Source organism: Kitasatospora sp. NBC_01539 (assembly GCF_045040525.1).
Taxonomy (GTDB): domain Bacteria; phylum Actinomycetota; class Actinomycetes; order Streptomycetales; family Streptomycetaceae; genus Kitasatospora.
Genome location: NZ_CP109390.1, coordinates 3267562 through 3294420 on the forward strand (window position 1 = coordinate 3267562; position 26859 = coordinate 3294420).

Here is a 26859-nt window from a genome sequence, read left to right on the forward strand (position 1 = left end):
GGCACCGCCCCCGACCACGGGGCAGCCCACACCGCACGCCCTGCCGCCACCCGCCCCGGATCACCGGCAGCGGACCCTGCTCATGGCCCTGCTGCTGGCGAGCCTGCTCACGATCACGCTGCCTCCGGCCGGTGCACGGGCAGGCACCGATGCCGATACCGGCACCAGCACCGGCATCCGGCAGCGCGTCGGGGTGGACGGCGGTGCTCGGCCCTTCGAGGGCACCGCCGACGGCAGGAGGGTCTGGCCGGTCGGCGGCCCCGGCGCGCTGCTCCGCCGCTTCGAGCCACCCGCGTTGCGCTGGGCCGCGGGACACCGCGGGGTCGACCTCGCGGCCGCGGACGGCAGCCCGGTCAAGGCTGCGGCCGCCGGTGTGGTGACCTTCGCGGGCAGCGTGGCCGGCAGACCGGTGGTCGTGGTGACCCACCCTGCCTCGGGGACCCCCCCTCTGCGCACGACGTACCTGCCGGTCGAAGGAGCACCGCCGGTCGGTACCGCCGTCTCGGCCGGCGACGTGATCGGTGCGGTGGCCGCCGAGTCGCACCGGCACTGTGCGGCGGAAGCCTGTCTGCACTGGGGGCTGCTGCGTGGGCAGCGCTACCTCGACCCCCTGGCCCTGTTCGGATCCGGGCGGGTCCGGCTGCTGCCGCTCGGCACGGCCGTCCACGCGGAAGCGGCCCGGCGGGCCGGGACGGGCGAGCCTCTGCGGCGCGACACCTGGGGTGGGTCTCGGGGCGAGTCTCGGGACGGGCGGTCGCCGGCCCGGTGCCGCGCACCGAAGGGAGCGGCGCAGCTCTCTCAGGAAGGTGTTCCCAGCCCGTTGAGCGCCACCGCCACCGCCGTGTCGGCAATCGCCGCGGCCTCGGTCGGCGCAGCCCGTTCGATCTGCCGCACGGCGGACTCGACCACGCCTTGGAGCAGGGCCGCGGTGAGTCGCGGACGTTCGTGGCCGAGATCGCCGAGCGCTTCGACGACGAGCGTGATCAGGCCGGTGTGCGCCGCGCGGATCCGCTCGCGGGCACCGTCGTCGAGCTCGCGCTCCGAGATGGCGACCACGGCGACGTGCCGGGGGTCGGTGGCGAGGTGGAGCTGACCCCGGACGTACGCCTCCAAGCGGTCCCGGGCACCGTCGCACGCGGCCATGCCGGCCTCGATCTCGGCCGCCCAGAGCGGAAAGTCGACGGCGCACAGCTCCTCGACGACGGCAGCGCGCGAGCCGAAGTACTCGTAGACGGAGGAACGGGCGAGCCCGGTACGCGCGGCGAGCGCGGCGAAGGTCAGCGCGTCCCGCCCGCCTTCCGCCAGCAGGGCGCGGGCAGCGTCGAGAAGGGCTGCCCGTTGCAGTTGACGATGCTCGGCCACCGAGGCCGCCCGGATCTTCGGCACCCGTCCACTCTACGGAGGTGCATTGGCGCACCGGACCGCCACCACGCGAACGAGCCAGGACGGGCGAGCAGTCCGGGCGGACGAGCGGTCGGGCCGGACAGCCGAACGGTCGGGTGCCTCCCACGACGCACGTTCGGTGGCTCGGCCGCTGCCCTGTGCGGTTCAGCGGACGTCGGAGAGTTTCGCGCGCAACTGGAGTACGGACTTGGTGTGGATCTGGCTGACCCTGCTCTCGGTCACCCCCAGGACCTGCCCGATCTCGGCCAGGGTGAGGCCCTCGTAGTAGTAGAGGGTCACCACGGTCTTCTCCCGCTCCGGCAGGGTGTTGACTGCTGTGGCCAGGAGGCGTCGTAGCTCGCGGTCCTCGGCGATCTCCACGGGGTTGTCCGCCCCGGAGTCCTCCAGGGTGTCCATGAGGGTCAGCGCGTCACCGCTCTCCCCTACCGGGTGGATCAGCTCGTCCAGGGCCATCACGTTGGCGAGCGAGAGCTGGCTGAAGATCGTCCTCAGATCCTCCAGCGTGATGCCCATCTCCGCCGCCACCTCGGGCTCGTGCGGTGTGCGACGCAGCCGGGCCTCCAGGGTGGCGTAGGTTCGCTCCACCACCTTGGCCTTCTGCCGCACCGAGCGCGGGATCCAGTCGAGGGCTCGCAGTTCGTCGATGATCGCGCCGCGGATCCGGCTGATCGCATAGGTCTCGAACTTGATCGCCCGGTCGATGTCGAACTTCTCGATGGCATCGATCAGGCCGAAGACACCGGACGAGACGAAGTCGGCCTGCTCGACGTTGGCGGGCAGGCCAACCCCCACACGGCCGGCGACGTACTTGACCAGCGGTGAGTAGTGCAGGATCAGCTGCTCCCGCAGCCGGGCATCGCCGGACTCCTTGTAGGAACGCCAGAGCGTTTCGAGTGCGCTGCGTTCGGCGGGAGGTGTCGACACCTTGGCCTGGAGCCGCGGGGGGTCTGTGGAAGCCGGAGCATCAGGGGCGCCACGGGTGCCGGCGGTGTCCGGGTTCTGAGCGGTGCCAGCAGCACCGCAGCCTTCCGGGGTGCCCGGCCTGGGGACCGGCGGCTCCGGGCGTACGGGCTCCCGCGGCGCGGCCACCGGACGGCCGGTGTCCACCGAACCGTCAGGTACGCGCTCGTGCCCGTCCTCCCTTGCCCGAGATCCGCCGGACGAGTGCGTGGGGGACGGAAGTCGGTGCGGCAGCACCGGCCCGGATCCGTCGGCGGCCTGCCCTGGCGTACGGGAGGCGGTCGGCCGGGAGCCGCCCACGCGCGGGGGCACCGTTCGAGGGGGCACGGTCCGGGACGGGGTCGCGCGCGGCGCAGTCGCCGGCGCCGGGTTCACGCGCGGCGCGGCTGTGCCGGGTGCAGTGCCGCGTGCCCCGCTCGCACGCGAGGTGCCGGGCCGCGCGGAACCTGGGCCCGAGCTGCCCGAACTACCTGAACTACCCGAACGCGGTGAGCTCGGACGCGGCCGCCCTGCGGTATCCCCGGACGGATCGTCCGGCGCTGCCGGAGCGTGCTCCCCGTCGGCTGCTCCGCGTGAGTGGTTCGGTTCGGTCCCATTCCCGCTCCCGCTACCGACCCCGGCACTGCAGCGGGTGTCGCCCCGCGCCTCCTGGCCGGGCCGGATGCCTGCGTCCGCCACCGCCTCGGACGGAGCAACACGTGTCGGTTGGTCGTACGGCGCAGCCGGGTGCGGTCGGGTCGGCGCGCTGATGCCGACGGGGGGCGCGGGTTGGGCAGCGGGCGCCGGAGTGAGGCCCCCCGACGTGCGCCGGCCGGGCTGGGCCGCTGGTCCAGCTGCCTGCGGGGTCGGCTGTGGGGCGGCTCGAACTGCCGACAGCCCTGAGGCGCCTGATGCGCCGTGATGTTCGTGCGGACCTGGAGTGAACGCGCGGTCCGCGGGCCCGCCGGGGCGCAGCACGGACGGCTCCTGAGGGACGCGGTCCGCTGCGGGTCGGGCCTCGGCCCCCGCCCTTCCCGCAGACAGGGCGTCACCGGTCACCCTGTGTCCCGGAATGTGTGTGGGCATGCGTTGGTCTGCGCCGTTCTGCCGAGTCATGTGCTGATAGGGAAGCCTTAAAGAAGCGTAGCGTGACCGAGTCAATGCGGTGTGCTACCGCCACTCGGGCGTCGCCCGATCCGGTGGCGCACCCGGCGCGTGAACACAACACGCGCCGGGCGCGCCGGGTCGCGTTCAGCGTCTGCGCATCAGCCTCCAGTGCGTGCCGGACCTCTCCACGTAGCCGAGGGACGCCAACTCGTAGAGCCGCTGACGTACCTCGTCGGGCGGCAGGCCTGCTTCCCTGGCCACGGCGTCGACGGGCGCGCCGCCGGCTGCGGCCGGGACGGCCTCCAGCACCCGGGCCACCGGCGGTTCGAGCAGGTCGCGAGGGAGGACCGGGCCCGACCGGCACGGCGCGAGATCGTCCCCGATGGCCCCGATCAGCTCGCCGATCTCGGCGGCGTCCGTGACCAAGGTGGCCGCACCGCTTCTGATCAGGGCGTGCACCCCTGCCGAGAGCGCCGACGTGACGGGGCCGGCGACCCCCATGGTGTGGCGGTTGAGGTCACGGGCGCGGCGGGCCGTGCTCAGTGCACCACTCCGCACGGCTGCCTCGACGACGACCGTGCCGCGGGTGAGGGCCGCTATGACGCGGTTGCGCAGGACGAAGCGGAATCGGTTGGGATGGACTCCGGGCGGCAGCTCACTGATGACCAGGCCCTGCTCGGAGATGCGGCGGATGAGTTCGGCGTTGCCCGGCGGGTACGCCACGTCGACGCCGCAGGCGAGGACGCCGATGGTGGCACCGCCGACGGCCAGCGTGCCGCGATGTGCGGCGGCGTCGATGCCGTAAGCAGCGCCGGAGACGACGACCCACCCGCGTTCGGCCAGTTGGGCGGCGAGTTCGCCTGCGACGTGGGCGCCGTAGGCCGTGCACGCGCGGGCACCGACCATGGCGACGGACCGGAGCGCGAGCAACCGGAGCGAACCCGATCCGCGCACCCAGAGACCGACCGGTCGGCCGTCGCCGAGGTCGTCCAGTTGGCTCGGCCATTCCGGGTCGCCGGGGATGACGAACCGTCCTCCGCCGCCCTGGATCCGTCGGAGGTCCGCGACCGGGTCCGGGTCCGGACAGCGGGCCCGGTAGTCGGCGAGGCGCCCCGGGTCGAGTCCGAGCCTGCCGGGCGGGGTCAGACCACGGATGGCATCAACCACGCTGGATGCGCTCAGATCGCGAAGCCAGCGGCCCATCACTGCGTCCCCCGGCTCGATCAGCCGCGTCAGTGCAGCTCTCGCCAAGCGCTCGGGCCCGGGAAGCGGCGCGGAGGAGGACGGGAACGACGCCGGGGCCGCAGCCTGGGAGGCGCGTGCGGCGCCGTGAAGTGGACGGGTGCCGGCTTCCCCGGCACCGCGCGGCGGTGCGCCGGACGCGGACTCCGGCGCGGTTCCGGTTCCGGCTCCGGCTCCGGCTCCGGCTCCGGGCTGGTCGTTGACGACGGCCGGCTCAGGCGGCTCCACGCGAGTCGGCGCGGCTGGGGTAGCTGGCAAGGGCAGATCGGTGGTGTTCATATGGTCCACGGCGGTCTCCGGAACGGGCAGGTCCGACAGGGGCAGGATGGGGGTACGGGGTTCAGCCCGGAGGCGACGAGCCCGGAACCTGGTAGGTGGGCCGAGGCTCGTGCAGCACCACGGTTCGCAGGGTGGGAAGAGCAGTAACGGCCGGCACAGGACTCAGCGGGGCACCCCGGTGCGCAGGGCGAGGCCGGCGCGGACGTCGGACCGCACCGGGCGGGCGCGTCCGGCGAGGTCGGCGATCGTCCAGGCCACTCGCAGCACTCTGTCGAGGCCCCGGGCCGTCAGCAGTCCCCGTTCCAGGTCGTGTTCGGCGTCCGCCAGCGCGCCGGGGGCCAGGCTCCACCGGGTGCGCAGTTCGTGCCCCGGCACTTCGGCGTTGGTCCGCCACGGAGTTCCGGCGAGCCTGGCGGCGGCCCTACGGCGTGCCTCCAGGACACGCGCGGCCACGATCGCCGAGTTCTCGGCCGAGGTGTCCCGGGCCAGCAGTTCGGCTTTGGTCACCGATGACACCTGCACTTGGAGGTCGACGCGGTCGAGCAGCGGTCCGGACAGCCTGGCCTGGTAGCGATGGACCATGGTCGGCGTGCACTGACAGCCGTCACCCCTGATCGAGTGCCGACCGCAGGGGCACGGGTTCGCGGCGAGGCAGAGCAGGAAGCGGGCGGGAAGACGCATCGAGCCGGCTGACCGGGCGATCGTCACCTCTCCCGACTCCAGCGGCTGGCGCAGCGCGTCCAGCACCCGGACGGGGAACTCCGGTGCCTCGTCGAGGAACAGCACCCCACGATGGGCGAGCGACACGGCTCCCGGTCGCGGTATCCCGCTGCCGCCGCCGACGATGGCGGGCATCGTCGTGGAGTGGTGGGGCGCGCAGTAGGGCGGAGTGCTGATCAAGGGCCGGCCCGGCGGGAGGAGTCCCGCCACGGAGTGCACGGCCGTGACCTCAAGGGCCTCCGACTGCGTCAGGGGTGGCAGCAGGGCCGGAAGCCGTTCCGCCAGCATGGTCTTGCCAGCACCGGGCGGCCCCTTCAGGTAGAGGTGGTGCCCGCCGGCGGCCGCGATCTCGAGCGCACGACGGGCCTCGTACTGACCCGCGACGTCGGCCATGTCCGGCCGGTGCGCGGTCTGCGATCCGAGGTCGCGTACGCCCATGCCGGGCAGCATCAGACCGGCCAGCAGCGGATCCGGGCGGCCGAGGGCCGCCGTGGGCTCCTCCTCCGGCGCCGGAGCCCCGGTGAGCAGGGCGATGAGCTGGCGCAGGCTGCGTACTCCCAGGACGGACACACCGGGCACCAGCGAGGCCTCGGCTGCGGTCTGTTCCGCGACGACGACCTGGCGGTAGCCCGCGTCGGCTGCGGCGAGCACCGAGGGGAGCACGCCGCGGACCGGCCGGACCCGGCCGTCGAGGCCGAGCTCTCCGATGATGAGGAGCTCGGCGATGGTGTTGGGGTCGAGCCGTTCGGCGGCGGCAAGGACGGCGCAGGCGACGGCCAGGTCGAAGCCGCTTCCGCTCTTCGGAACGGAGGCGGGGCTCAGGCCGACGGTGAGCTTCCGCTGCGGCCAGCTCTCGCCACTGTTGACGACGGCTGCGCGGACCCGGTCGCGTGCCTCGGAGAGCGCCTTGTCGGGCAGGCCGACGAGGGTGAATGCCGCCACTCCTGGTTCGAGGTCCGCCTGGACCTCGACCACGACGCCGTCCACGCCCATCAGCGCGACGGAACAGGTGCGGGCGAAGGGCATCTCAGACCGCCCCGCGCAGGTGCTCGACCACGGCAGCGCCTTTGATCCGGTTGACGACCGCGATCAGGTCGATCCGGACTCCGCCGGGCGGCGGCGGAACGGCTGCGCCGTCGGCGTCGGGCGGGCCTCCGCCGTGGGTGCCCCCGGGGGCGGCGACAGGGACGCCGGCCCCCGGGAGGGTCCGGGCAGACTCCCGGTCTGTCGGTACGCCACCGGTCGGGGCATCCGCCGGGTGAGGGCCGACGAGCTGCGCGAGGAGCTCGAAATGGGAGGGCCAGCGTTCGATCAGCCAGCGTTCGGCAAGTCGGCGAAGCCGCGCCGCCTTGGGCCGGTCGATTCCCTCGGTCGGCTTCTGGAAGGCGCGCTCGGATCGGGTCTTGACCTCACACACGGCCACGGTGTCGCCGTCGAGCGCGACGATGTCGAGCTCGCCCTCCGCACAGCGCCAGTTTCGTTCGAGAATGCGCAGGCCGTCGCGGGCAAGCCTGCGGGCGGCCACTTCTTCGCCGTATCGGCCGAGGCCGGTGTTGGAACTCTGCACGGCTATCACCTCCGGGACAGGAGGTTGCCGCGGGAGTGCCTGCACGACGGACCGGGACTCAGACCCTGTGGACAACCCGGGGCTGTGGATAACCCGTGTCCCCCTCAGGGGTGACCGACCAGGGCGGAACTCGACACGGAGCGATGTCCCGCTCCATGCTCGGTGACCTGGACGCGCTTTCGATCAGTTTCCGAAGGACGTGTCGTCGGACGGCAGCTCCAGGTCGCTCTTCGCCAGCTCCTCGATGTTGACGTCCTTGAAGGTGAGGACCCGCACCTTCCGCACGAAACGGGCCGGCCGGTACATGTCCCAGACCCACGCATCCGCCATCGACACCTCGAAGAACACCTCGCCCTGCACCGAGTGCACCTGCAGGTCGTAGTCGTTCGTCAGGTAGAACCGTCGCTCGGTCTCGATCACGTACTTGAAGAGGCCGACCACATCCCGGTACTCCCGGTAGAGCTTGAGCTCCATCTCGGTCTCGTACTTCTCGAGGTCTTCGGCACTCATCCAGGCGTCCCCTCATTCGTCACGTCCACCCCATTGTGGACCACCACACCCACCGTCAGAGCCGTACCGGCACGACTGGCGGGCCATCCGCGACCAGGCGCTCGACCACATCGGCCAGGCCGGCCGGGTAGACGGTCTCCCGGGTGGCCCGCAGCTCGGCGACCGTCCACCAGCGGGCGGCCAGCAGCCGGGCGTGCTCGTCGCCACCGCCCGTACGGGCGGGCTCAACGGCGACCTGGCCGACCCTGGCCAGGTGGAACCACTGGTCCTGCTCGTACAGCTGTCCCTGAAAGGAGAACGACACCGTGCCGTACGCCACCAACGGCCCCAGCTCCACGCCGGTGAGCCCGACCTCCTCGGCGAGCTCACGCTCGGCCGCCTCCCCCGTGCTCTCCCCCGGTTCCAGCCCGCCGCCCGGGGTGATCCACCAGGTCACGTCCGGAACGGCCGGGTCGCATCCGTGCAGGAGGAGCAGCCTGTCCTGCGGGTCGAGCAGGAGGACGCGCACCGCACGTCGGCGACGGGGTACCAGCGCACTCACCTCCTCGGGCCGGGCAGGACGGAACGGCTCAGGTACGCCGTCGCCTCAGCAGCCGAGCGGTCAGCCCGGCGATCCCGCCTGCGGCCCCCGCCGCGAGGACCAGCAGCGCACCGCCCACCGCAGCGTACGTCGCGGGTACGAGAAGCCCGTGCCGGGAGGCAGACCTGCCTGCGATCGCGTCGAAGGCGTCGGCACGTGGCACGGAAGCCATCCGGTCGGAAGGCCAGGCGATCGCCTCCACCCGCGCCACCACGTCGGACGCGGCGACGGTGCCGCCGGCAACGTCGAGGTGGCTGCGGGAGTCGAGCGAGTTGGCCCGGGAGTCACCGAGCAGGAACAGCCGGCCCTCCGGCACGGTGATGCTGAAACCGGCGCCGGGCCCGAGCTTCTCGTCGGCGTAGGACTCGTCGACGCCCACGCCGTTGACGGTCAGACGCTGTCCGGCATCGCAGCAGGCGACGGTGTCACCGCCGAGGGCGACCACCCGCTTGACCATGGTGGCACCGCCCCAGAGCGGCTCACTGAAGACGACGATGTCACCACGGCCGACCGTGCCGCCGTCGGTCTTCCTGGCGAGAACGGTGTCCCCCACCTGGATCGTGGGCGACATGGAGGTGCTGGGGATGCGGTACGGCCGGTACTGGACGGCCACCAGGGCAACGCCGCCGACCAGCATCGCGAAGCCGACGGCGATCGCCACGCCTTGCAGCAGCGATGCGATGCGCTTCGGGGTCGAGCGACGCACCGGCGCGGCCGACGGACGCTGTTCCGTGAGACTGCTCATCGCGGTCGTGCCTTCCTGGTCGGCTCGGCCGTGTCCGGCCAGCGCCTCCGGTACAGGCGCTGTGCCGAGCCGACCGAAAAGGGCGAGCCGCGGCACGTCCGAGCAGATTACTCGTCGGTACCGCGGCTCGCGCAAGAGTCGGCCTCGGATCGGCACCCGATCGGGAGCCGGATCGCCGTGTTCAGCGACGGCGGCGCAGCCACCAGACGGCCGGCACCGCGAGCGCCGCCCCGGCAGCCGCCGGTGCGAGCGGGCCTGCCGCGGAGAGCCCCTTCTGGTCGAAGGTGGACGGGACCGGAAGCGTGGCCCAGTCACCGATCGGCCAGGCGACGACGAAGGCCCGCCCGACCACGTTGTCGACCGGCACGGTGCCGCCGCCGGGCTGGTCCTGGTGGTAGCGGGAGTCGAGCGAGTCACCGCGGTGGTCACCCATCACCCAGATCCGGCCGTCCGGCACCTTGACCGGCCCGAAGGGCTTCTCGCCGCACGGGGTGTTGCCGGGGAAGATGTACGGCTCGTCCAAGGCGATGCCGTTCACCTTGACGGGTCCGCTGCCCTGGCACTCGACGGTGTCTCCGCCCACGGCGATGACCCGCTTGATCAGGTCCTTCTCGTCGGACGAAGGCATCAGGCCGATGAAGCTGAACACGTTCTGGATGCCGCGCACGACGGCGCTGTTGCTGCGCTGCGTGGGCTCGTCGTTCAGCCAGCCACCCGGATCGTGGAAGACGACGACCTCTCCGCGCTCCGGCTCCGAACCGAACCAGGGGGTGAGCTTGTCGACCAGAACACGGTCACCGATCTTCAGCGTCTGCTCCATGGAGCCCGACGGAATCGAGAACGCCTGGACGAAGAACGTCTTGATCACCAGGGCGAGGATCAGAGCGATGCCGACGAGGATCGGCAGCTCCTTCCAGAACGATCGCTGGCGCTGCTGCTGCGAGCCGCGGTCGCCGGATCCGTCCTTGTCGGTCGTGCTGTCCTCAGCCGCCTCACCCACGGGGCCCTCCGAGTCGTCCGGGGCGCCGACGGAACCACCGTCGGCGGCTGCCACCACTCCCGCGTCCATCCCGCCCACGGACTGTGCGGCCTGGGCCGACCGGACCGCATGGCCACCCGGGCCTTCGGGCTCCGGGCCGCCCGAGCGGGCACCGATCACCAGATCCCCCACGACATCTCCTCCCTGCTCTGCGGGCATGCGTGCGCCCGCGCTCACCAGTGCCGGACAGCGGGCACCACGCTACGTAACCGACTGTCGGCCCGCCTCAGGCCTGCCCCCGAGGGCGGGTCCTGACACCGGTGGCGTCCCCGGGAACCGGGAAACTCCCACGACCATGCGCCGGGCATTCCAGCACTTCTCTATCACTCCTGTCGGACCCGGCCGTGCTCCCACACGGCAGGCCCGGCCATCAGCCGGGCCACCGTCGGCGGCGCCGCCCGGCCGGGCTCCACCCCGCAACGAGCGGGAGGAAACCCAACACACCCATAACGAGCGAAGGTTCCGCAGGAGTCGGTGCCCGGCCGGGCAAGCCTGCCCGAATCTGCGCGGCGGCGCTCTGAGGCACGGTCGCGGAGGCCGCCGGGCGGGCCTGGATCGAGGAGAGTGACGTCGGCACGTCGAGTTGACCGAGCCGCGGCAGCGGCCAGGCGATGAGGAACGCACGACCCACGACGTTGTCCACCGGGATCGTCCCGCCACCGGGGTTGCCCATGTGGAAGCGGGAGTCCGCCGAGAGGTCCCGGTGGTCTCCCATCACCCAGAGACGTCCCGCCGGCACCGTGATCTTGAACGGCTGCCGCGAGGGAACGTTGCCCGGCGCGATGTACGTCTCGTCGACGGGCGTGCCGTTGACGCTGAGCCGGCCCTTGGCGTCGCAGCACTCCACGGTGTCGCCCGCGACACCGATCACCCGCTTGATGAGGTCGTGCTCGTTGTCGGACGGCAGGAGGCCGACTGCGGAGAAGACCTGCTTCACCCGGCGGACCACCGGCCCGTCCGTCGACGTCTTCCGCTCGTTCTCGAGCCAGCCGCCCGGGTCGCGGAAGACGACGACCTCGCCGCGCCCGGGCTCGTTGCCGAACCACGGGGTGAGTTTGTCGACGAGTACCCGGTCGCCGATCTGGATCGTCTGCTCCATCGAACCGGAAGGAATCACGAAGACCTGGATGAAGAACGTCTTCAGCACCAGCGCGATCACCAGGGCCACCACGACCACCAGTGGCAGCTCGCGGAAGAGCGAGCGCCGTCGGCGGCGTGCGGCGCGCTGGGCCGTCCTGCGGCGTTCCGCCCGGCCGCGGGCGGGCGTCGCCGCGGTCTCGCTCTCCTCGGGCCGGGCCTCGGCGATCCGGCCTCTACCCCTGGTCCCCATGACCACCAGTCCCCCCTGCCGCGGCGAACGCCGCAGGCCGCTCCAACGAGGTCCAGCGGCCGAACGGGAAGACCACCCAGGCTGCCCGGCCGATCACCCTGCTCTCCGGGACGAAGCCGCCACCGGGCTCGCCGAGGTGGTCCCGCGAGTCCCGGGAGACCGTCCGGTGGTCCCCCATCAGCCACAGCTTTCCGGCCGGCACCACGATGTCGAACGCCACCTGGGAGGCGGTGTCGCCGGGAGCAAGGTAGGAGCTCTCGTCGAGGGCCACCCCGTTCACCCTGAGCCGCCCGTCCGCACCGCAGCAGGTCACCCTGTCCCCGCCCACGCCGATCACCCGCTTCACGAACACCGAGTCCTCGCCGGAGGCCAGCCCCAGGCGCGCCAGCAACCGCCGGCCTGCGGACGGCTCGGCCGCGTACGGCAGGAAGGAGCCCGTCCCGTCGAACACCACCACGTCACCGCGCTGCACGTGCCCGCCGAACGCGTACGCGAGTTCGTTGACGATCAACCGGTCGCCCGGTCGCAAGGTGTTCTCCATGGAGCCGGACGGCACGGCGAACGGCCGTGCGGCGAAGGCGTTGACCAAGAGGAGTACGGTCACGCAGGCACCCGCGAGAAGCAGCAGGTCACGCAGCCATCGCCCCTGGCCGGTCCCGCCGTCCTCCGGTCCGTCCCGATCGGCCGAACCGCCGGGTTCGCCACCGTCGCCGGTCTCGCCACCGTCGCCGGTCTCGTCCCCGCCGGCGGCCTCGGCCGGGTCACCGGGTCCGTCCGGGTCGTCCGACGCACCCTCCGCAGAGCCTCGACCGTCTGTCGGATCGCCAACCGGATCGCCGGCCGGTTCCAGCACCGGTTCCAGCACCGGTTCCAGCGCAGGTTCCCGCACCGACTCCCCCGCCGGACGACCTGTCGGATCCGCCGTCGGCGCCTCGGAGGAGACGACGGCGGTGATGCCCGACGGCTCGGCTGTCCGCCGGTCGGCAGAAACGACCACGGACCGCGTCGGCGAGCCTGCACCTGAGGGTGCGGATCTTCCGACGCGGTCCGTGGAGGGTTCGTGCGTGGTCATCGGGCTGAGCTTATCCTCCAGGCCTGAAAGGCCAAGGGGTGCGGCCCATCGGGCTTGCCCGAGCCGATCGATCCCCGCCCCGGCAAGCCGGGGCAGCGGATCACTTGTCGCGCTTCTCCTTGATCTTCGCGGCCTTGCCGCGCAGGTCACGGAGGTAGTACAGCTTCGCGCGGCGGACGGCGCCGCGGGTCACGACCTCGATCTTCTCGACGACCGGGGTGTGCACCGGGAAGGTGCGCTCGACGCCGACGTTGAAGCTGACCTTGCGGACGGTGAAGGTCTCACCGATGCCGGCGCCGTGGCGGCGGATGACAACGCCCTGGAAGACCTGGACGCGCGAGCGGGTGCCTTCGATGACGCGGACGTGCACCTTGAGGGTGTCACCCGGACGGAAGGACGGGACGTCGGTACGCAGCGAAGCCACGTCGACAGCAGCGAGCTTGTTGCTCATGATGCTCTCCATCGCAGACGCCACAGGCCGTCCACGGAATGTCGTGAGTAATGGTGGTGCTGCGGGCCGCATCGGCTGACGACACACCCCCTGCGGCGGGTGCGCCGGTCCACGACGAGCCCGAGGGAACGTCCAGCGACAGACAACAGTCGCCTATTGTTCCACAGCATCGCCGGACGGCCGAAATCGGCCGAGCGGCTCGTCCCAGACCAGGCCGAGCAGGTTGAGCGCCTCGCGCTCCTTCTTGTCGAAGGACGCCGCCTTCCAGCGGGTGACGAGATCCGGCCGGTTGGCGAGGGTACGGGCGAAGGCCTGCTCCCGCCGCCAGCGCGCGATCTTGCCGTGGTGGCCGCTGAGCAGGATGTCGGGAACGACACGGCCGCGCCACTCGGCGGGCTTGGTGTAGACCGGGCCTTCGAGCAGGTCCGCCATCGCACCGGGGGCGAAGGAGTCGTCCCGGTGGGACTCCGCGTTGCCGAGCACGCCCGGCAGGAGCCGGGCGATGGCCTCGACCATCACCAGGACGGCGACCTCACCGCCGGCGAGGACGTAGTCGCCGATGGAGGCCTCGACGACCGGCATGCGCTCGGCTGCCTCGTCGATGACCCGGCGGTCGATGCCCTCGTACCGCGCCGGCGCGAATGCGAGCCACGGGCACGCGGCGAGCTCCTGCGCGAGCTCCTGCGTGAACGGGCGCCCGCTCGGGGTGGGGACGACCAGGGTGGGGGTGCTGTCGGCAGGGCCCGCGTCGAGCACGGCGTCCAGCGCGGCGCCCCACGGCTCGGGCTTCATCACCATGCCGGGGCCGCCCCCGTACGGGGTGTCGTCCACCGTGCGGTGCACGTCGGTGGTCCAGCTGCGCAGGTCGTGCAGGTGGACGTCCAGCTGGCCTCGCGCCCTGGCCTTGCCGACGAGGGAGACGTTCAGCGGTTCCAGGTACTCCGGGAAGATGGTGACGATGTCGATGCGCATCTCACTCATGCCCCGGCACCGCTCTCCGGCCGGTCGGCATCGTCGGCCGCGCCCGCCGCCGCACCGTTCCCGTCCCCGTCCCCGTCCCCAGCCTCCGCAGACTCTGCCTCAGCCTCAGCCGTGTCGGATGCGACCGCGTCGATGAGGCCAGGCGGAGGCGTGATCACGGCCCGCTGCTCCTCAAGATCGATCGTCGGCACGATCTGCTCGACGAAGGGCACCAGCACCTCGGTGCCGTCCGGCCGCGTCACGGTCAGCAGGTCCTGGTACGGCAGGTGCAGGACCTCGGTGAGTTCGCCCACGAGGGTGCCGTCGCTCAGCACCACGTCAAGGCCGATCAGCTGGTGGTCGTAGTACTCGTCCGGGTCGTCGGGGCTGTCCTCCGGGTCGACCTCCGCGATGAGGATCGTGCCGCGCAGGGCCTCGGCCTCGGTGCGGTCCTTGACGCCGACGAAGCGGAGCAGCAGTCGGCCGCTGTGCACCTTGCCGCTCTCCACGGTGAGCGGGCCTGCCGACGCGGGGTCGGTGAGCAGGACGGCGCCCGGTCCGAGCCGGAGTTCGGGTTCGTCGGTGCGGACCTCGACACTGATGTCGCCCCTGATGCCGTGGGCGCGGCCGATCCGACCGACGACGAGCTGCACGGTGATCGTTCTCCTGGGTCTTCCCGCGCCCCGGGGCGCGTGTGGTGTGTCTGCGCTGTTCGTTCCTGTGCGCCCGCTCCGGAGCGCTCCTGCATGCTGCTGTCGGTGCGGCCGCGACCACGGGCGCCGTGGGCCCCCGCCGGCCACCACCGACCTGTTGCGGCCAGGGCTGCCCGGTCAGTCCGAACCGCCCGGACGACGCGAGCCACCCGAACACGGCCCGGAAACGCCGGCAGGGGCCGGCCGGGACGACGTGCGTCCCGGCCGGCCCCTGAATACCTGACGAGTGTCCGGTGGCCTGGTGTCAGCGAAGGCTGTCCACGTCGACCAGGTCGACCCGGACGTTCCGGCCGCCGAGCGCTCCCACCACGGTACGCAGCGCGCGGGCCGTACGGCCTCCGCGGCCGATCACCTTGCCGAGGTCGTCGGGGTGCACCCGGACCTCGATGGTGTTGCCCCGGCGCAGGTTGCGCGCGCGCACCTGCACCTCGTCGGGGTGCTCGACAATGCCCTTCACCAGGTGATCGAGGGCTTCCTCGATCATGCTCAGGCCTCGGTGGAGGGGGCCTCGGCGTCAGCCTCGGCCTTGTCCGCCTTCTTGGCCTTCGGGGTGATGGCAACACCGGTGGTGCTGTCCTCGAAGCCCGCGACGGCCTTCGCGAAGAGGTGCGAGAAGTCCTCGACCTTGGGGGCGGCGACCTTCAGCGGCTCCGGGGCGGGCAGGCCCTTGAACTTCTGCCAGTCACCGGTGAGCTTGAGGATGGCGAGGACCGGCTCGGTCGGCTGGGCGCCGACGGACAGCCAGTACTGGGCGCGGTCGGTGTCGACCTCGATCTTCGAGGGGTCGTAGGTCGGCTGGTAGATGCCGATCTCCTCGATGGCGCGACCGTCACGCTTGGTGCGGGAGTCCGCGACGACGATGCGGTAGTGCGGGGCGCGAATCTTGCCGAGACGCTTGAGCTTGATCTTGACTGCCACGGGAGTGGAATCTCCTGGTGTTGACGTGGGTGAGCGGCCGCTGTCACCACGTGGGGTTGCGGCGACCGGCCGTTCAGTGGACACGCCAGCCGTAGGAGAGAGGGGTCCTGCTCGGCTGCCGAGTACTCAGCTGTCTATTCTGCCACAGCCCGGCCGAGCGCCCGACATGGCCCGCTCCGGCCCGCCCGGTCCCGGGCCCACCACTCCTCGACGTCCGGGCGCACCACCCGGGCCACGCACCCGACCCAGGAGCCTCCGGCTCCACGCACCCGGTTCAGGCGCCTCCGGTCCGTGCACCTCCGGTCCACCGGCCCAGCCCACCGGCTCCGGTCCACCGGCTCCGAGACGGATCCCCGGGCATCCCGGGCCTGCACCCCAAGGGGCTTACTGCCCGCGGCGGCCGTGCACCGTCCGCGGCACCGCACACGTCATGACCTCACCGCATCATCACCCCACCGCGCCGCGTCGGCGGGCGGTGGACCTGCACGGACCACGGGTGGCGGACGTCACGGAGTCCGCCGACCGGTCCGCACTGCGGACCGGCCCGACCGAGGGCCCCCGCCCCCGGTAGAGCCGAGCACAGCGAGCGACCACCGACGGCGCTGGGCCGCCGGTGGCCCTCAACCGATCTTGAACGGCTGCTGGCAGGCGCCGCAGACGATGGACGCCTGGGCGAGCACCGACGGAACGACGCGGACGTTGCGGCCGCAGCCGCACACGGCCTTGACGCGCACGCCGCCACCCGACGAACCATGTCGGGCCGCCGGACCGCGGAAGGCGCGCTGGGTGCCCTCACCGGTGACGGCGAGCTGGTGTGCGCCGAGGGCGTGCTCCAGCCGCTCGATGGTGTCGGTGTATCTCTCCCGGGTCTCCTGGAGCATGGTCACCTGGGAGAAGCCGCTGCTGGCGTGCGGCTCGACCGGGTGGGCCAGCCCGAGCTCGGAGGCGAGCATCAGGAAGCGCCGGTTGTGGTAGCGCCCGGCCCGGGAGGTGTCGCGGATCTCCCGTGCTGCGGCCAGGCCGTGGGCGGCTTCGTGCAGCAGGCGCTCGAATCCGAGCCGGGTGCCGCACGCCGAGGAGGACTCGCCGATCAGGGCCTCGGGAGAGGCGAGGTCGGGGAGGTCCTGGTGATGGGCCTGGATGTCGCTCCAGGCGGCGGCCAGTTCGGCCGCCAGGACGAGGGGCTGTGTCGTGCTCACGCTGGACCAACGAGGGAGAGCGTGGCGATGTTCCGCGAGTTCCCGTTCACCGGGAATTCACAGCGATCTCCCAGGAATGCACATGTGCACCTGAATTGCGTTGTTCTGACCTGACGCAAGACCAACCCCCTGCATCTGTGGGCCCGTCGAATCTCGGCGGGCTCTCGGCTATCGCCCGGGACGCGCACGCCGCCCCCAGGCGGACGGCCCGCGGCCCCGGTCGAAATTGACAGGGCCACGGGCCGTATACCGTACCGCTTGTTCAGCACCGCCGGGAGTTGACCGGCGAGTAGTCTCAACGAGCAGTATGCAAACCGGGGTTAACATTCTGCCGAATCGCCGCGGAAATACAACGGAAGTGCATCGGGAAGCGCTCGGGGCTTGCAAACATTCCCTGTCGTCCGGTCAGTTCCGGGGGCCGGGGAACACCTCTGGCGCTCTCCGTTCCCCTGCGTACCCTCCACGACCGAACCGGCCGAACCGACCCGGGCCGAGACCTCGACCGAACCGCAGCCCGACCGAACCGCAGCCCGACCCGGCGGGCCCGGCAGGAGGTCCTGCCGGGCCCGGCCGGTCCGGGCCGAGTGGCTCAGTACGCGCGGGCGACGATCGCGATGTTGCCGTCCTGGTCGTCCGTCGCCGGCACGGAGCCGTCGGCGGCGACGATGCAGCGCACCGAGACGCCCTGCTCGGCCAGCTTGGCCTCGCCCGCCGGGCCGAGCTCGGCCCAGGAGATGCGGCCCCAGCCGGTGGCGGCGGCCTCGACGGCCTCGTCGATCGAGGCGACGTCGACCGTGCGGGCGATGCGGCGCTCGCGGGACTGGCGGAGCAGCAGCGCCTGGTCCTCCTCCAGGATCCCGGGCACGAGGGTGGTGAGCCCGTCGACGGAGACGGGCTCCTTGCCGCCGGCGATCCGGCGGACCAGCATCGCGGTGCCGCTCTCCAGGTCGCGCGGGCCGACCTCGATGCGCAGCGGTACGCCCTTGAGCTCCCAGTCGACGGCGCGGCGGCCGAACGGGGTGTCGGTGCGGTCGTCGACGACGACGCGGACGCCGACGGCCTCCAGTGCGGCCCCGATCTCGCGGACCTTGGCGAGCACGGCGTCGTCGCCCTTGATGGCGAGGACGACGGCCTGCACGGCGGCCAGGCGCGGCGGGACGCGCAGCCCGTTGTCGTCGCCGTGCGACATGATCAGGCCGCCGACCATGCGGGTGGAGACGCCCCAGGAGGTCTGCCAGACGTGCTCGCGCTCGGCGCCCTGCAGCTGGTAGGTGGTGTTGAACGCCTTGGCGAAGTTCTGGCCGAGCTCGTGGCTGGTGCCCATCTGCAGGGCCTTGCCGTCGCCCATCATGCCTTCGAGCGTGAGGGTGTTGATGGCGCCGGCGAACCGCTCCCGGGCGGTCTTGCGGCCGAGCACGACGTCGATGCCGAGCACGTTGGTCATGAAGTCGCCGTAGACCTCGGTGTGGATGCGCGAGGCGTAGGCGCGGGCGTCCTCGTAGGTGGCGTGGGCGGTGTGGCCCTCCTGCCAGAGGAACTCGGTGGTGCGCAGGAAGACGCGGGGGCGCAGCTCCCACCGGACGACGTTCGCCCACTGGTTGATCAGCAGGGGCAGGTCGCGGTGGCTCTGCACCCACTTGGAGAAGTACTCGTTGATGATCGTCTCGGAGGTGGGGCGGACGACGACGGGCTCGTCCAGTTCCTTGCCACCGCCGTGGGTGACGACCGCGAGCTCGGGGGCGAAGCCCTCGACGTGCTCCGCCTCCTTCGTCAGGTACGACTGCGGGATGAACATCGGGAAGTAGGCGTTCTGGGCACCCGCCCGCTTGATGCGGGCGTCCATCTCCTGCTGCATCCGCTCCCACAGGCTGTACCCGTACGGTCGGATGACCATGGTGCCGCGCACCGGACCGTTGTCGGCCAGCTCGGCCTTGTTGATGAGGTCCTGGTACCAGCGCGGGAAGTCTTCCGCCTGGGGGGTGAGAACGGGTGCCTTAGCCATGGGGCAGATGGTACGGGGATCGGGGCGTGGACCGTGAATCCGTTTCACCGGCGCACTGCCGGGGCGCACGCCTCGGCGCACGGACACTCCCTGCACACCTCTGGACGGCAGGCTCCGGCCGCTGTTCGCTGGAGGCGGGGCGGAGCACCACCGGGGGAGCCGGAGCATGGGATGCACACACCGAATGGGAGGCCGCGATGGCTTCAGCGCAGGTGACCGGTACGACCGTGCAGCGCCCGCACGCGGGTGGCGGAGCGGGGTCCCGCGGTCGGGCGCGCGATTGGGCGGAGATCCAGGAGCGGATGCTCGTGCCGCTCTACCAGGCGGTTCACCAGCGGCTGGAGGTCGGCCCGGCGACGAGCCTGCTCGGTCTCGGGTGCCGTTCGGGACTCGCTCTGCTGCTGGCGGCGGAGCGGGGCGCCCAGGTCGCCGGGTCGGAGTCGGAGGCGGAGCTCCGGGAGCTGGCGGAGGGCCGGCGGCTGCGGGTGTCCGGCGCCGAGGGCATCGACCGTCCGGGGACTCCCGTCGCCCGCTCGGCGTATTCGCTGGTCACCGTTTTCGAGGAGCTCGCGTACGTGGGTGAGCCGGCCCGTCTGGTGGCCGAGGCGGCCGCGCTGACGCTGCAGGGAGGTCACGTGGTGCTGGCCGGCTGGGGGCCGCCGGAGCGGTGCGAGAGCGCCTCGGTGCTGGACGTCGCCCGCCGACGGTCGGGCCGGGTCCCGGCCTGCGACCCGTTCGCCCTGAGCGCGCCCGGCGCACTGGAGGGGCTGTGCGCCGGGGTCGGGCTCCGGGCCGCCGGCAGCGGCCGGGTCAGCTGCCCGTTCGCCTACCCCGACCTGGACAGCGCCGTCCGCGGCATGCTGTCGACCGGCTTGTACGAGGTCGCGATCGAGGAGTGGGGTCCGGCGCTGGTCACCAAGGAACTGGAGGAGGCGCTGCACCCGTTCGTGCAGCGGGACGCCTCGGTGCGGATGGCCAACGTCTTCCGGTACGTCGTCGCGGAGCAGCCGCACTGACGGGACGCCGCACGGCACGGCGGCCGCGACCGCGAACGCAGCCGCGACCGCATCCGTAGCCGTAGCCGTAGCCGTAGCCGTAGCCGTAGCCGTAGCCGTAGGGACCGGTCGGGCCGGGCAACCGGTTCCCCGGTCTGCCGGGCGGCTGTGGACCACCGGAAGCCCCGCACCGCACCCGGCCTCACCGGTCGAGCGGTGTCCACTCCTCCGCGGTGAGCGCGAACCGCTCGTGGTCGCGCCAGGCGCCGGCGAGGAACAGCATCCGCGGGGTGAAGCCCTCGTGGCGGAACCCGAGGCGCCGGGCCAGTGCGATGGAGCGGGCGTTGTCGGGCTGCACGTTGATCTCCAGCCGGTGCAGGCCGAGGCCGCCGCGCTCGGGCGGCGCGAAGCAGCGGTCGATCACCAGGCGCAGGCCCTCGGTCATCCGGCCGGTGCCGGCGAAGGGCACGTAGGAGTCGTAGCCGAGCGCGGCGTTGCAGAACCGGCCCATGACCATGTTGGCGACGTTGCACTTGCCGACGAGGCCGCCGGTGGCGGTGTCCTCGATGAGGAAGGTGCGTAGCCCGGCGCCTTGGCGGTCGATCAGTTCCGTCAGGCCGTCGGGCTCCACCGGGTTCCACCGCCCGATGTGCTCGGCGGACCGGCGGACGGCTTCTGCGTAGGGGCCCGTGTCCGCGGGCCTGGGCGCCCGGATCGTCACTCGCACACCACCATCATCGGTCATGTGTGCGGCCCGGTGCCGACCGGGCTCCGGGTCGGGTGCGTGCCGCGTCCAGCCGCCGCGGGTGCGAGCCGCGTCCTGCCGCCGCCGCGCACCCGCGTACCCGCGCCCACGGCCGGTCGGGCGCCCCGACGGTGCCACAGGGCGCCCAGAGCGCCTCGGGGCACCTCAGAGCGCCTCGGGGCGCCTCGGGCCAGGAACGCCGTCGGCCCGCGGCCCCGGGAGGGGCGGCGGGCCGACGGGCACGGGCGGTGGCCCGGGGGACCTCAGAGGAGGTCCTTGAACTCCTTGGGGAGTTCGAAGTCGGACGGGCCCTTGCCGGCGCCGAGGCCGAACGCCCCGCCGGGGGCGGCGGGCTGCTGCCCGGCGGCCGGGCCGAGGGCGCGGCGCTCGGCGGCCGCGGCCTCCTCCTGCGCGCGCTTCAGCGGGTTGCCGGACTTGCGCTTGCCCTTGGCGGCCGGGGCCTTCTTGGCGGACTTCCTGCCGCCGCCGCCCATCCCGGGGATGCCCGGCATGCCGGGGATGCCCTTGCCGGAGGCCATCGCCGACATCATCTTGCGGGCCTCGAAGAACCGCTCGACCAGGTTGTTGACCTCGCCGACCTGGACACCGGAGCCCTTGGCGATGCGCAGTCGGCGCGAGCCGTTGATGAGCTTCGGGTCGGTGCGCTCGGCCGGGGTCATCGACTTGATGATGGCGCCGACGCGGTTGACGTCCTTGTCGTCGATGTTGTTGATCTGGTCCCGGATCTGGCCCATGCCCGGGAGCATGCCGAGCAGCTTGGAGATCGAGCCCATCTTCTGGACCTGCTCCAGCTGGGACAGGAAGTCGTCGAGGGTGAAGTCCTTGCCGCCGCCCTGGAGCTTGGAGGCCATCTTCTCGGCCTCGGCCTGGGAGAAGGTCTGCTCGGCCTTCTCGATGAGCGAGAGCATGTCGCCCATGCCGAGGATGCGCGAGGCCATCCGGTCCGGGTGGAAGGCGTCGAACTCGTCGACCTTCTCGCCGTTGGAGGCGAACATGATCTGCCGGCCGGTCACGTGCGCGACGGAGAGCGCGGCACCGCCGCGGGCGTCGCCGTCGAGCTTGGAGAGCACGACACCTGTGAAGTCGACGCCGTCGAGGAAGGCCTGCGCGGTGGTGACCGCGTCCTGGCCGACCATGGCGTCGACGACGAAGAGCACCTCGTCCGGGTCGACCGCGGCACGGATGTCGGCGGCCTGCTGCATCATCTCGGCGTCGATGCCGAGGCGGCCGGCGGTGTCGACGATGACGACGTCGTACTGCTTCTGCTTCGCGTACTCGATGGAGTCGCGGGCGACCTTGACCGGGTCGCCGACGCCGTTGCCGGGCTCCGGGCCGTAGAAGGCGACGCCGGCGCGCTCGGCGACGACGCCGAGCTGGGTGACGGCGTTCGGGCGCTGGAGGTCGCAGGCGACGAGCAGCGGGGTGTGCTTCTGGGTCTTGAGCCAGTGGCCGAGCTTGCCGGCGAGGGTGGTCTTGCCGGCGCCCTGGAGGCCCGCCAGCATGATCACGGTCGGGCCGCTCTTGGCGTAGCGCAGGCGCCGGGTCTCGCCGCCGAGGATGCTGATGAGCTCCTCGTTGACGATCTTGATGATCTGCTGGGCCGGGTTCAGCGCACCGGACACCTCGGCACCGAGGGCACGGTCCTTGATCTGCTTGATGAACGCCCGGACCACCGGGAGCGCGACGTCCGCCTCCAGGAGTGCGATGCGGATCTCGCGGGCGGTGGCGTCGATGTCCGCCTCACTGAGGCGGCCCTTGCCCCGGAGGTTCTTGAACGTCGCTGCGAGGCGGTCGGAGAGAGTGTCGAACACGTCGGTCGCGGGTCCCTTGCGGCATCGGTTGGCTACGGTCGTCGTCCCCCAGGGTATCCGGCCGCCCGGCGAACGGTCTCCACCCGGTGTCGGCCCGGCTTCCCCGCCCCGGGTGCGGGCGCCCTCGGCGGCGGCCCGTACGCCTGCCGGACGCCGGCCCGGCGGCCTCCCGGAGCGCGCGGAGCAGCGGTGCGAGCGGCTGGGAGCGGCGGTGCAGACGACAGGGAGCGGTACTGCGGAAGGGCCGGGGGCAGCGCAGCGGAGGGCCGGGCCCGGTGGTGCCGGGCCCGGCGTGCGGGCTCACCCGAGGGCGGTCTGCACGGCTTTCGCCACCTCGCGGGCGTGCGCGGGCTCCAGCGGCAGGCCGGCCGGGTCGGTGACGTAGAACGCGTCGACGGCGTCCGCGCCGAGGGTGGAGACGTGTGCGGTGCGCACCCGTACGCCGGCGGCGTCCAGGGCCCGGCCGATGCGGTGCAGCAGGCCGGGGGCGTCGTGCGCGCGGACCTCCAGGATGGTGGCGCTGGAGGACGCCCCCGGGGCGACCGACACCACCGGCGGCGGGGTCGCGATGCCGCGCCGCTTGGGCGCGGCGGCGTCGCGTTCGGCGAGCTTGCGGGCGACGTCGAGCGAGCCGTCCAGGGCGCGTCGCAGGTCCGCGCGGAGCCGGGCCGCCTCCGGCAGTTCGCCGAACTCGGCGGCGACGGTCCACGACAGCAGCAGCACGGGCCCGGCGCCGACCGGGTCGAGCTCGCGCAGACCGGCGGAGCGGACGGCCAGCCGGTGCAGGGCCAGGACGCCGGCGACGGTGCCGAGCAGTCCCGGCTGGTCCGGGATGGCGAGGGTCAGCTCGACGCCCATCGGCTCCGTGCCGCCCTCGCCCTGCTCGGCCTGGGCCAGCAGCGAGAGCGCGGGGGCGCCGGTGCGCCCCGCCTCGACGGCGAGGCGTTCCTCCTCGGCGGTGGGTTCGCCCGCCGGGGGGTACGTGACGCCGCCGGCGAGGCGGGCGGCGGCGAGCCCCGCCAGGTTGGCGACCAGCGAGGCCCGCCAGGTGCTCCAGGCGGCGGGGCCGGTGGCGGTGGCGTCGGCCTCGGTGAGGGCGTGCAGCAGTTCGAGGTGGGAGAGGGTGCCGACGACCTTGGTGATGGCGTCGACGGTGGCGGGGTCGTCCGGGTCGCGCCGGGTGGCGGTGTCGACCAGCGTCAGGTGGTGGCGCACCAGCAGCGCGAGGGTGTCGGTGTCGTCCTTGTCGAAACCCATCCGCACGGCGACGTCGCGGACGATCACCTCGCCCGCCTCCGAGTGGTCGCCCGGCCAGCCCTTGCCGATGTCGTGCAGCAGCGCGGCGACGAGCAGCAGGTCGGGGCGGGCCACGCGCCGGGTCATGGCGGCGGCCCGTACGGCGGTCTCGATGAGGTGCCGGTCGACCGTCCACCGGTGCACGGCGTTGCGCTGGGGGCGGCACCGCACCCGCTCCCAGTCCGGCAGCAGCCGGGTGATCAGTCCTTCGGCCTCCAGGGCCTCCCAGACGGGCAGGCAGGCCTCGCCGGCGCCGAGGAGCGTGACGAGCTGTTCCCGGGCCTCGTCGGGCCACGGCACCGGCAGCGGCCTGGTCTCGGCGGCGAGGCGCCGCACGGTGGCGTACGAGACGGTGAGCCCGGCCTGGGCGGCCGCGGCGGCGGCGCGCAGCGGCAGCACCGGGTCCTGGGCGGGGCGGGCGCCCTGGGCGAGGACGGCCTCGCCGTCCTGCTCGACGACGCCCTCGGCGAGCGGGCGGCGGTCGACGGTGCCCTTGGCGACCGCGCCGGAGCCCCGGCCGACGCCGCTGAACGGGAAGGCGATCCGCGAGATCCGCCGGCCGCGGCCGCTGCGGGCGGCGAGCACCCGGTCGACGGCGCGCCAGGTGACGTCGGAGGCGTAGGTGATGGTGCGGGCGGCCTCGTAGACCTGGCGGAGCAGGGTGTCGGCGTCGAGGACGCCGAGGCCGGCGGCCACCTGGTCCTGGTCCTGGAGGCTGAGGCGTTCGGTGGCGCGGCCGGTGGCGAGGTGCAGGGCGTCGCGGACGTCGGCGAGGCGGGCGGCCGCGGCGTCCAGGCCGTCGCGCGGGGCGTCGGCGAGCCAGGTGGCGGCGATGGCGTTGAGCGCGACGACGTCGCGCAGGCCGCCGCGGGCCTCCTTGAGGTCGGGCTCCAGGAGGAAGGAGAGTTCGCCGTGGCGTTCGGCGCGCTCCGCGCACAGCTGCTGGAGTTCGGGCAGCCGCTGGGCGGCGCTGGCGCGCCAGTCGGCGAGCAGGGTGGAGCGCAGCGAGGCGGTGAGGGCGGCGTCGCCGGCGATGTGCCGGGCGTCCAGGAGGCCGAGCTGGGCCTTGAGGTCCTCGGCGGCGACGGCGCGGGCCTCGTCGAGGGTGCGCACCGAGTGGTCGAGGGCGGCGCCGGAGTCCCAGACGGGGTACCAGATGCGCTCGGGCAGCTGCGGGTCCACGGGGCCCTCGTGCACGAGCAGGACGTCGAGGTCGCTGCGGGGCGAGAGTTCGCCGCGGCCGTAGCCACCGACGGCGACGAGGGCGGTGCCGGCGGGGGCGCCGGCCTCCCGGTACAGCCCGGTGAGCCAGCGGTCGCTGAGACGGGACAGGGCGGCCCGGCGCGCCGCTCCGCCGAGGCCGGGCTCCGCGAGCAGCCGGGCGCGGGCGGCGCCGTGGTCGTCGGACCGGGCGGGGTCGGAGGGGTGGGCTTCGGTCGTGGTCACGTCGCAGATCCCATCCGTGGGGCGGGCGGTGCCGGATACGCGTCCGGCGGACCTGCCGGTGGGCAGGTCCGCCAAGAGCGTGTGGTGCAGATGCTAGAGCGCGTCGGGCCCGCGCTCGCCGGTGCGGACCCGCACCGCCGTGTCGACCGGGACGGACCAGACCTTGCCGTCACCGATCTTGCCGGTGCGGGCGGCCTTCACGACGACGTCGATCAGCTGCTCCGCCTCCTCGTCCTCGACGAGGATCTCGATGCGCACCTTCGGCACCAGGTCGACGGTGTACTCCGCGCCCCGGTAGACCTCGGTGTGGCCGCGCTGCCGGCCGTAGCCGCTGGCCTCGGTGACGGTCAGGCCGTGGACGCCGAAGGCCTGCAGGGCCTCCTTCACGTCGTCCAGGCGGTGCGGCTTGATGACTGCGGTGATGAGCTTCATCAGGCGTCGACCTCGGCCTTCGTGGCGGCGGGGGCAGGGGTGGTGGTGACGGCACGGGCCAGGCTCGCACCGACCGCGGTGAAGTCGTAGGCGGACTCGGCGTGCTCCGACTGGTCGATGCCGGAGACCTCGACGTCCTCGGAGACCCGGAAGCCGAGGGTCTTGTGGATGGCGAGGCCGAGGACGTAGGTGACGACGAAGGAGTACACCGCCACCGCGACCACGCCGAGCGCCTGCTTGCCGAGCTGGTCGAAGCCGCCGCCGTAGAAGAGGCCCTTGGCGGTCTGGCCGACGTGGCCGGTGGCGAAGAAGCCGATCAGCAGGGAGCCGATGACACCGCCGACGAGGTGCACGCCGACCACGTCGAGGGAGTCGTCGAAGCCGAGCTTGTACTTGAGGCTGATCGCGGCGGCGCAGGCGACACCGGCGATGAGGCCGATGGCGATGGCGCCGAGCGGGGAGACCGAGCCGCAGGCGGGGGTGATGGCGACCAGGCCGGCGACGGCGCCGGACGCGGCACCGAGGGTGGTGAAGGCGCCGTGCTTGATCTTCTCGTAGGCGAGCCAGCCGAGGACGGCGGCGGCGGTGGCGACCTGGGTGTTCATGAACGCCATGCCGGCCAGGCCGTTGGCGGCGAGCGCCGAGCCGGCGTTGAAGCCGAACCAGCCGAACCAGAGGAGGCCCGAGCCGAGCATCACCAGCGGGAGGCTGTGCGGACGCATCGGGTCCTTCTTGAAGCCGATGCGCTTGCCGAGCACGAGGGCGAGGGCGAGACCCGCGACGCCCGCGTTGATGTGGACCGCGGTGCCGCCGGCGAAGTCGATGACGCCGTGGCGGTCGCCGAGCCAGCCGCCGTTGCCCTTGTCGAAGGCGAACACCCAGTGCGCGACCGGGAAGTAGACGACGGTGACCCAGAGGCCCACGAAGAGCGACCAGGCGGTGAACTTGGCGCGGTCCGCGATGGCACCGCTGATCAGCGCCGGGGTGATGATGGCGAACATCAGCTGGAAGGCCGCGAACCCGGTGACCGGGATGGTGCCGCTGAGGTCGTTCATCCCGATGCCGCGGAAGCCGAGGAAGTCGAGGTTGCCGATCAGGCCTGCGCCGGCGTCGGGGCCGAAGGCCAGGCTGTAGCCGTAGAGGATCCAGAGCACGCTGACGATCGCGAGCGTGATGAAGCTCATGACCAGCATGTTGAGTGTGCTCTTGACCCTGACCATGCCTCCGTAGAAGAAGGCCAGGCCCGGGGTCATCAACATGACCAGGGCCGCACAGATGAACACAAAGGCGGTATCGCCCGCGCTGAAGCCGTCCGGCATCGGCGTCTCCTCGTGAA

General features: G+C 72.5%; 24 protein-coding genes and 1 pseudogene. 2 read left to right on the forward strand and 23 right to left on the reverse strand.

Going from position 1 to position 26859, the window contains the following annotated elements:
* Positions 1-82 precede the first annotated feature (82 nt).
* Positions 83-598: pseudogene (locus OG335_RS13860) on the forward strand (peptidoglycan DD-metalloendopeptidase family protein); the annotation flags it as partial.
* Positions 599-798: 200 nt separating this feature from the next.
* Here OG335_RS13860 and OG335_RS13865 read toward each other — a convergent pair.
* From OG335_RS13865 to proS, 18 genes are all read right to left on the reverse strand, one after another.
* Positions 799-1386, reverse strand: a complete 588-nt coding sequence (locus OG335_RS13865; RefSeq protein WP_405011407.1) for a TetR/AcrR family transcriptional regulator — start codon at positions 1384-1386, stop codon at positions 799-801.
* A gap of 162 nt (positions 1387-1548) precedes the next feature.
* Positions 1549-2328: an RNA polymerase sigma factor WhiG gene (gene whiG / locus OG335_RS13870; protein ID WP_405011408.1), complete on the reverse strand. Its 780-nt coding sequence runs from the start codon at positions 2326-2328 to the stop codon at positions 1549-1551.
* A gap of 1266 nt (positions 2329-3594) precedes the next feature.
* Entirely contained in the window at positions 3595-4971 is a 1377-nt protein-coding gene (gene dprA / locus OG335_RS13875) for a DNA-processing protein DprA (protein ID WP_405011409.1), read from the reverse strand.
* A 162-nt stretch (positions 4972-5133) separates the two neighbouring features.
* A complete protein-coding gene (locus OG335_RS13880; protein WP_405011410.1) occupies positions 5134-6717 on the reverse strand; it encodes a YifB family Mg chelatase-like AAA ATPase in 1584 nt (527 codons plus the stop codon).
* A 1-nt stretch (position 6718) separates the two neighbouring features.
* Positions 6719-7258 carry a YraN family protein gene (locus OG335_RS13885; protein ID WP_405011411.1) on the reverse strand — a complete coding sequence of 180 codons (540 nt, stop codon included), beginning with the start codon at positions 7256-7258 and terminating at the stop codon, positions 6719-6721.
* A 183-nt stretch (positions 7259-7441) separates the two neighbouring features.
* Positions 7442-7768 (reverse strand): DUF2469 domain-containing protein, encoded by a 327-nt coding sequence (locus tag OG335_RS13890; protein WP_405011412.1) that lies wholly within the window; start codon positions 7766-7768, stop codon positions 7442-7444.
* 55 nt (positions 7769-7823) lie between these two features.
* Positions 7824-8276, reverse strand: coding sequence for an NUDIX hydrolase (locus OG335_RS13895; RefSeq protein WP_405011413.1), 453 nt, complete (start codon positions 8274-8276; stop codon positions 7824-7826).
* Positions 8277-8337: 61 nt separating this feature from the next.
* Positions 8338-9093 carry a signal peptidase I gene (gene lepB / locus OG335_RS13900; protein WP_405011414.1) on the reverse strand — a complete coding sequence of 252 codons (756 nt, stop codon included), beginning with the start codon at positions 9091-9093 and terminating at the stop codon, positions 8338-8340.
* A gap of 181 nt (positions 9094-9274) precedes the next feature.
* Positions 9275-10264 carry a signal peptidase I gene (lepB, locus tag OG335_RS13905; RefSeq protein WP_405011415.1) on the reverse strand — a complete coding sequence of 330 codons (990 nt, stop codon included), beginning with the start codon at positions 10262-10264 and terminating at the stop codon, positions 9275-9277.
* 238 nt (positions 10265-10502) lie between these two features.
* A complete protein-coding gene (gene lepB, locus OG335_RS13910) occupies positions 10503-11462 on the reverse strand; it encodes a signal peptidase I (RefSeq protein ID WP_405011416.1) in 960 nt (319 codons plus the stop codon).
* Positions 11446-12315 carry a signal peptidase I gene (lepB, locus tag OG335_RS13915; protein ID WP_405015393.1) on the reverse strand — a complete coding sequence of 290 codons (870 nt, stop codon included), beginning with the start codon at positions 12313-12315 and terminating at the stop codon, positions 11446-11448. Before lepB (OG335_RS13915) ends, lepB (OG335_RS13910) begins: the two co-directional genes overlap by 17 nt.
* Positions 12316-12634: 319 nt before the next feature.
* Positions 12635-12985, reverse strand: coding sequence for a 50S ribosomal protein L19 (rplS, locus tag OG335_RS13920; RefSeq protein ID WP_405011417.1), 351 nt, complete (start codon positions 12983-12985; stop codon positions 12635-12637).
* Between the two features lie 153 nt (positions 12986-13138).
* Positions 13139-13957, reverse strand: coding sequence for a tRNA (guanosine(37)-N1)-methyltransferase TrmD (gene trmD / locus OG335_RS13925; protein WP_405015394.1), 819 nt, complete (start codon positions 13955-13957; stop codon positions 13139-13141).
* Positions 13958-13962: 5 nt separating this feature from the next.
* Positions 13963-14598, reverse strand: coding sequence for a ribosome maturation factor RimM (rimM, locus tag OG335_RS13930; protein WP_405011418.1), 636 nt, complete (start codon positions 14596-14598; stop codon positions 13963-13965).
* 304 nt (positions 14599-14902) lie between these two features.
* Positions 14903-15142: an RNA-binding protein gene (locus tag OG335_RS13935; protein ID WP_405011419.1), complete on the reverse strand. Its 240-nt coding sequence runs from the start codon at positions 15140-15142 to the stop codon at positions 14903-14905.
* 2 nt (positions 15143-15144) lie between these two features.
* On the reverse strand, positions 15145-15576 hold the full coding sequence (rpsP, locus tag OG335_RS13940; protein ID WP_405011420.1) for a 30S ribosomal protein S16: 432 nt from the start codon (positions 15574-15576) through the stop codon (positions 15145-15147).
* Between the two features lie 620 nt (positions 15577-16196).
* Entirely contained in the window at positions 16197-16775 is a 579-nt protein-coding gene (locus OG335_RS13945; protein WP_405011421.1) for a hypothetical protein, read from the reverse strand.
* 589 nt (positions 16776-17364) lie between these two features.
* Positions 17365-18777, reverse strand: a complete 1413-nt coding sequence (gene proS, locus OG335_RS13950; protein ID WP_405011422.1) for a proline--tRNA ligase — start codon at positions 18775-18777, stop codon at positions 17365-17367.
* Positions 18778-18974: 197 nt separating this feature from the next.
* Between proS and OG335_RS13955 the strand changes: the two genes are divergently transcribed.
* Positions 18975-19793, forward strand: coding sequence for a class I SAM-dependent methyltransferase (locus OG335_RS13955; RefSeq protein WP_405011423.1), 819 nt, complete (start codon positions 18975-18977; stop codon positions 19791-19793).
* 181 nt (positions 19794-19974) lie between these two features.
* On the opposite strand, the gene OG335_RS13960 is transcribed toward OG335_RS13955, so the two are convergent.
* The 5 genes from OG335_RS13960 to OG335_RS13980 form a co-directional block, all read right to left on the reverse strand.
* Positions 19975-20517 (reverse strand): GNAT family N-acetyltransferase, encoded by a 543-nt coding sequence (locus OG335_RS13960; protein ID WP_405011424.1) that lies wholly within the window; start codon positions 20515-20517, stop codon positions 19975-19977.
* A gap of 263 nt (positions 20518-20780) precedes the next feature.
* Entirely contained in the window at positions 20781-22349 is a 1569-nt protein-coding gene (gene ffh, locus OG335_RS13965) for a signal recognition particle protein (RefSeq protein ID WP_405011425.1), read from the reverse strand.
* Between the two features lie 300 nt (positions 22350-22649).
* Positions 22650-25091, reverse strand: coding sequence for a [protein-PII] uridylyltransferase (locus tag OG335_RS13970; protein WP_405011426.1), 2442 nt, complete (start codon positions 25089-25091; stop codon positions 22650-22652).
* Positions 25092-25184: 93 nt separating this feature from the next.
* Positions 25185-25523 carry a P-II family nitrogen regulator gene (locus OG335_RS13975; protein WP_405011427.1) on the reverse strand — a complete coding sequence of 113 codons (339 nt, stop codon included), beginning with the start codon at positions 25521-25523 and terminating at the stop codon, positions 25185-25187.
* Positions 25523-26842, reverse strand: a complete 1320-nt coding sequence (locus OG335_RS13980; protein ID WP_405011428.1) for an ammonium transporter — start codon at positions 26840-26842, stop codon at positions 25523-25525. The genes OG335_RS13975 and OG335_RS13980 overlap by 1 nt, the downstream gene beginning before the upstream one ends.
* Between the last annotated feature and the right edge of the window lie 17 nt (positions 26843-26859).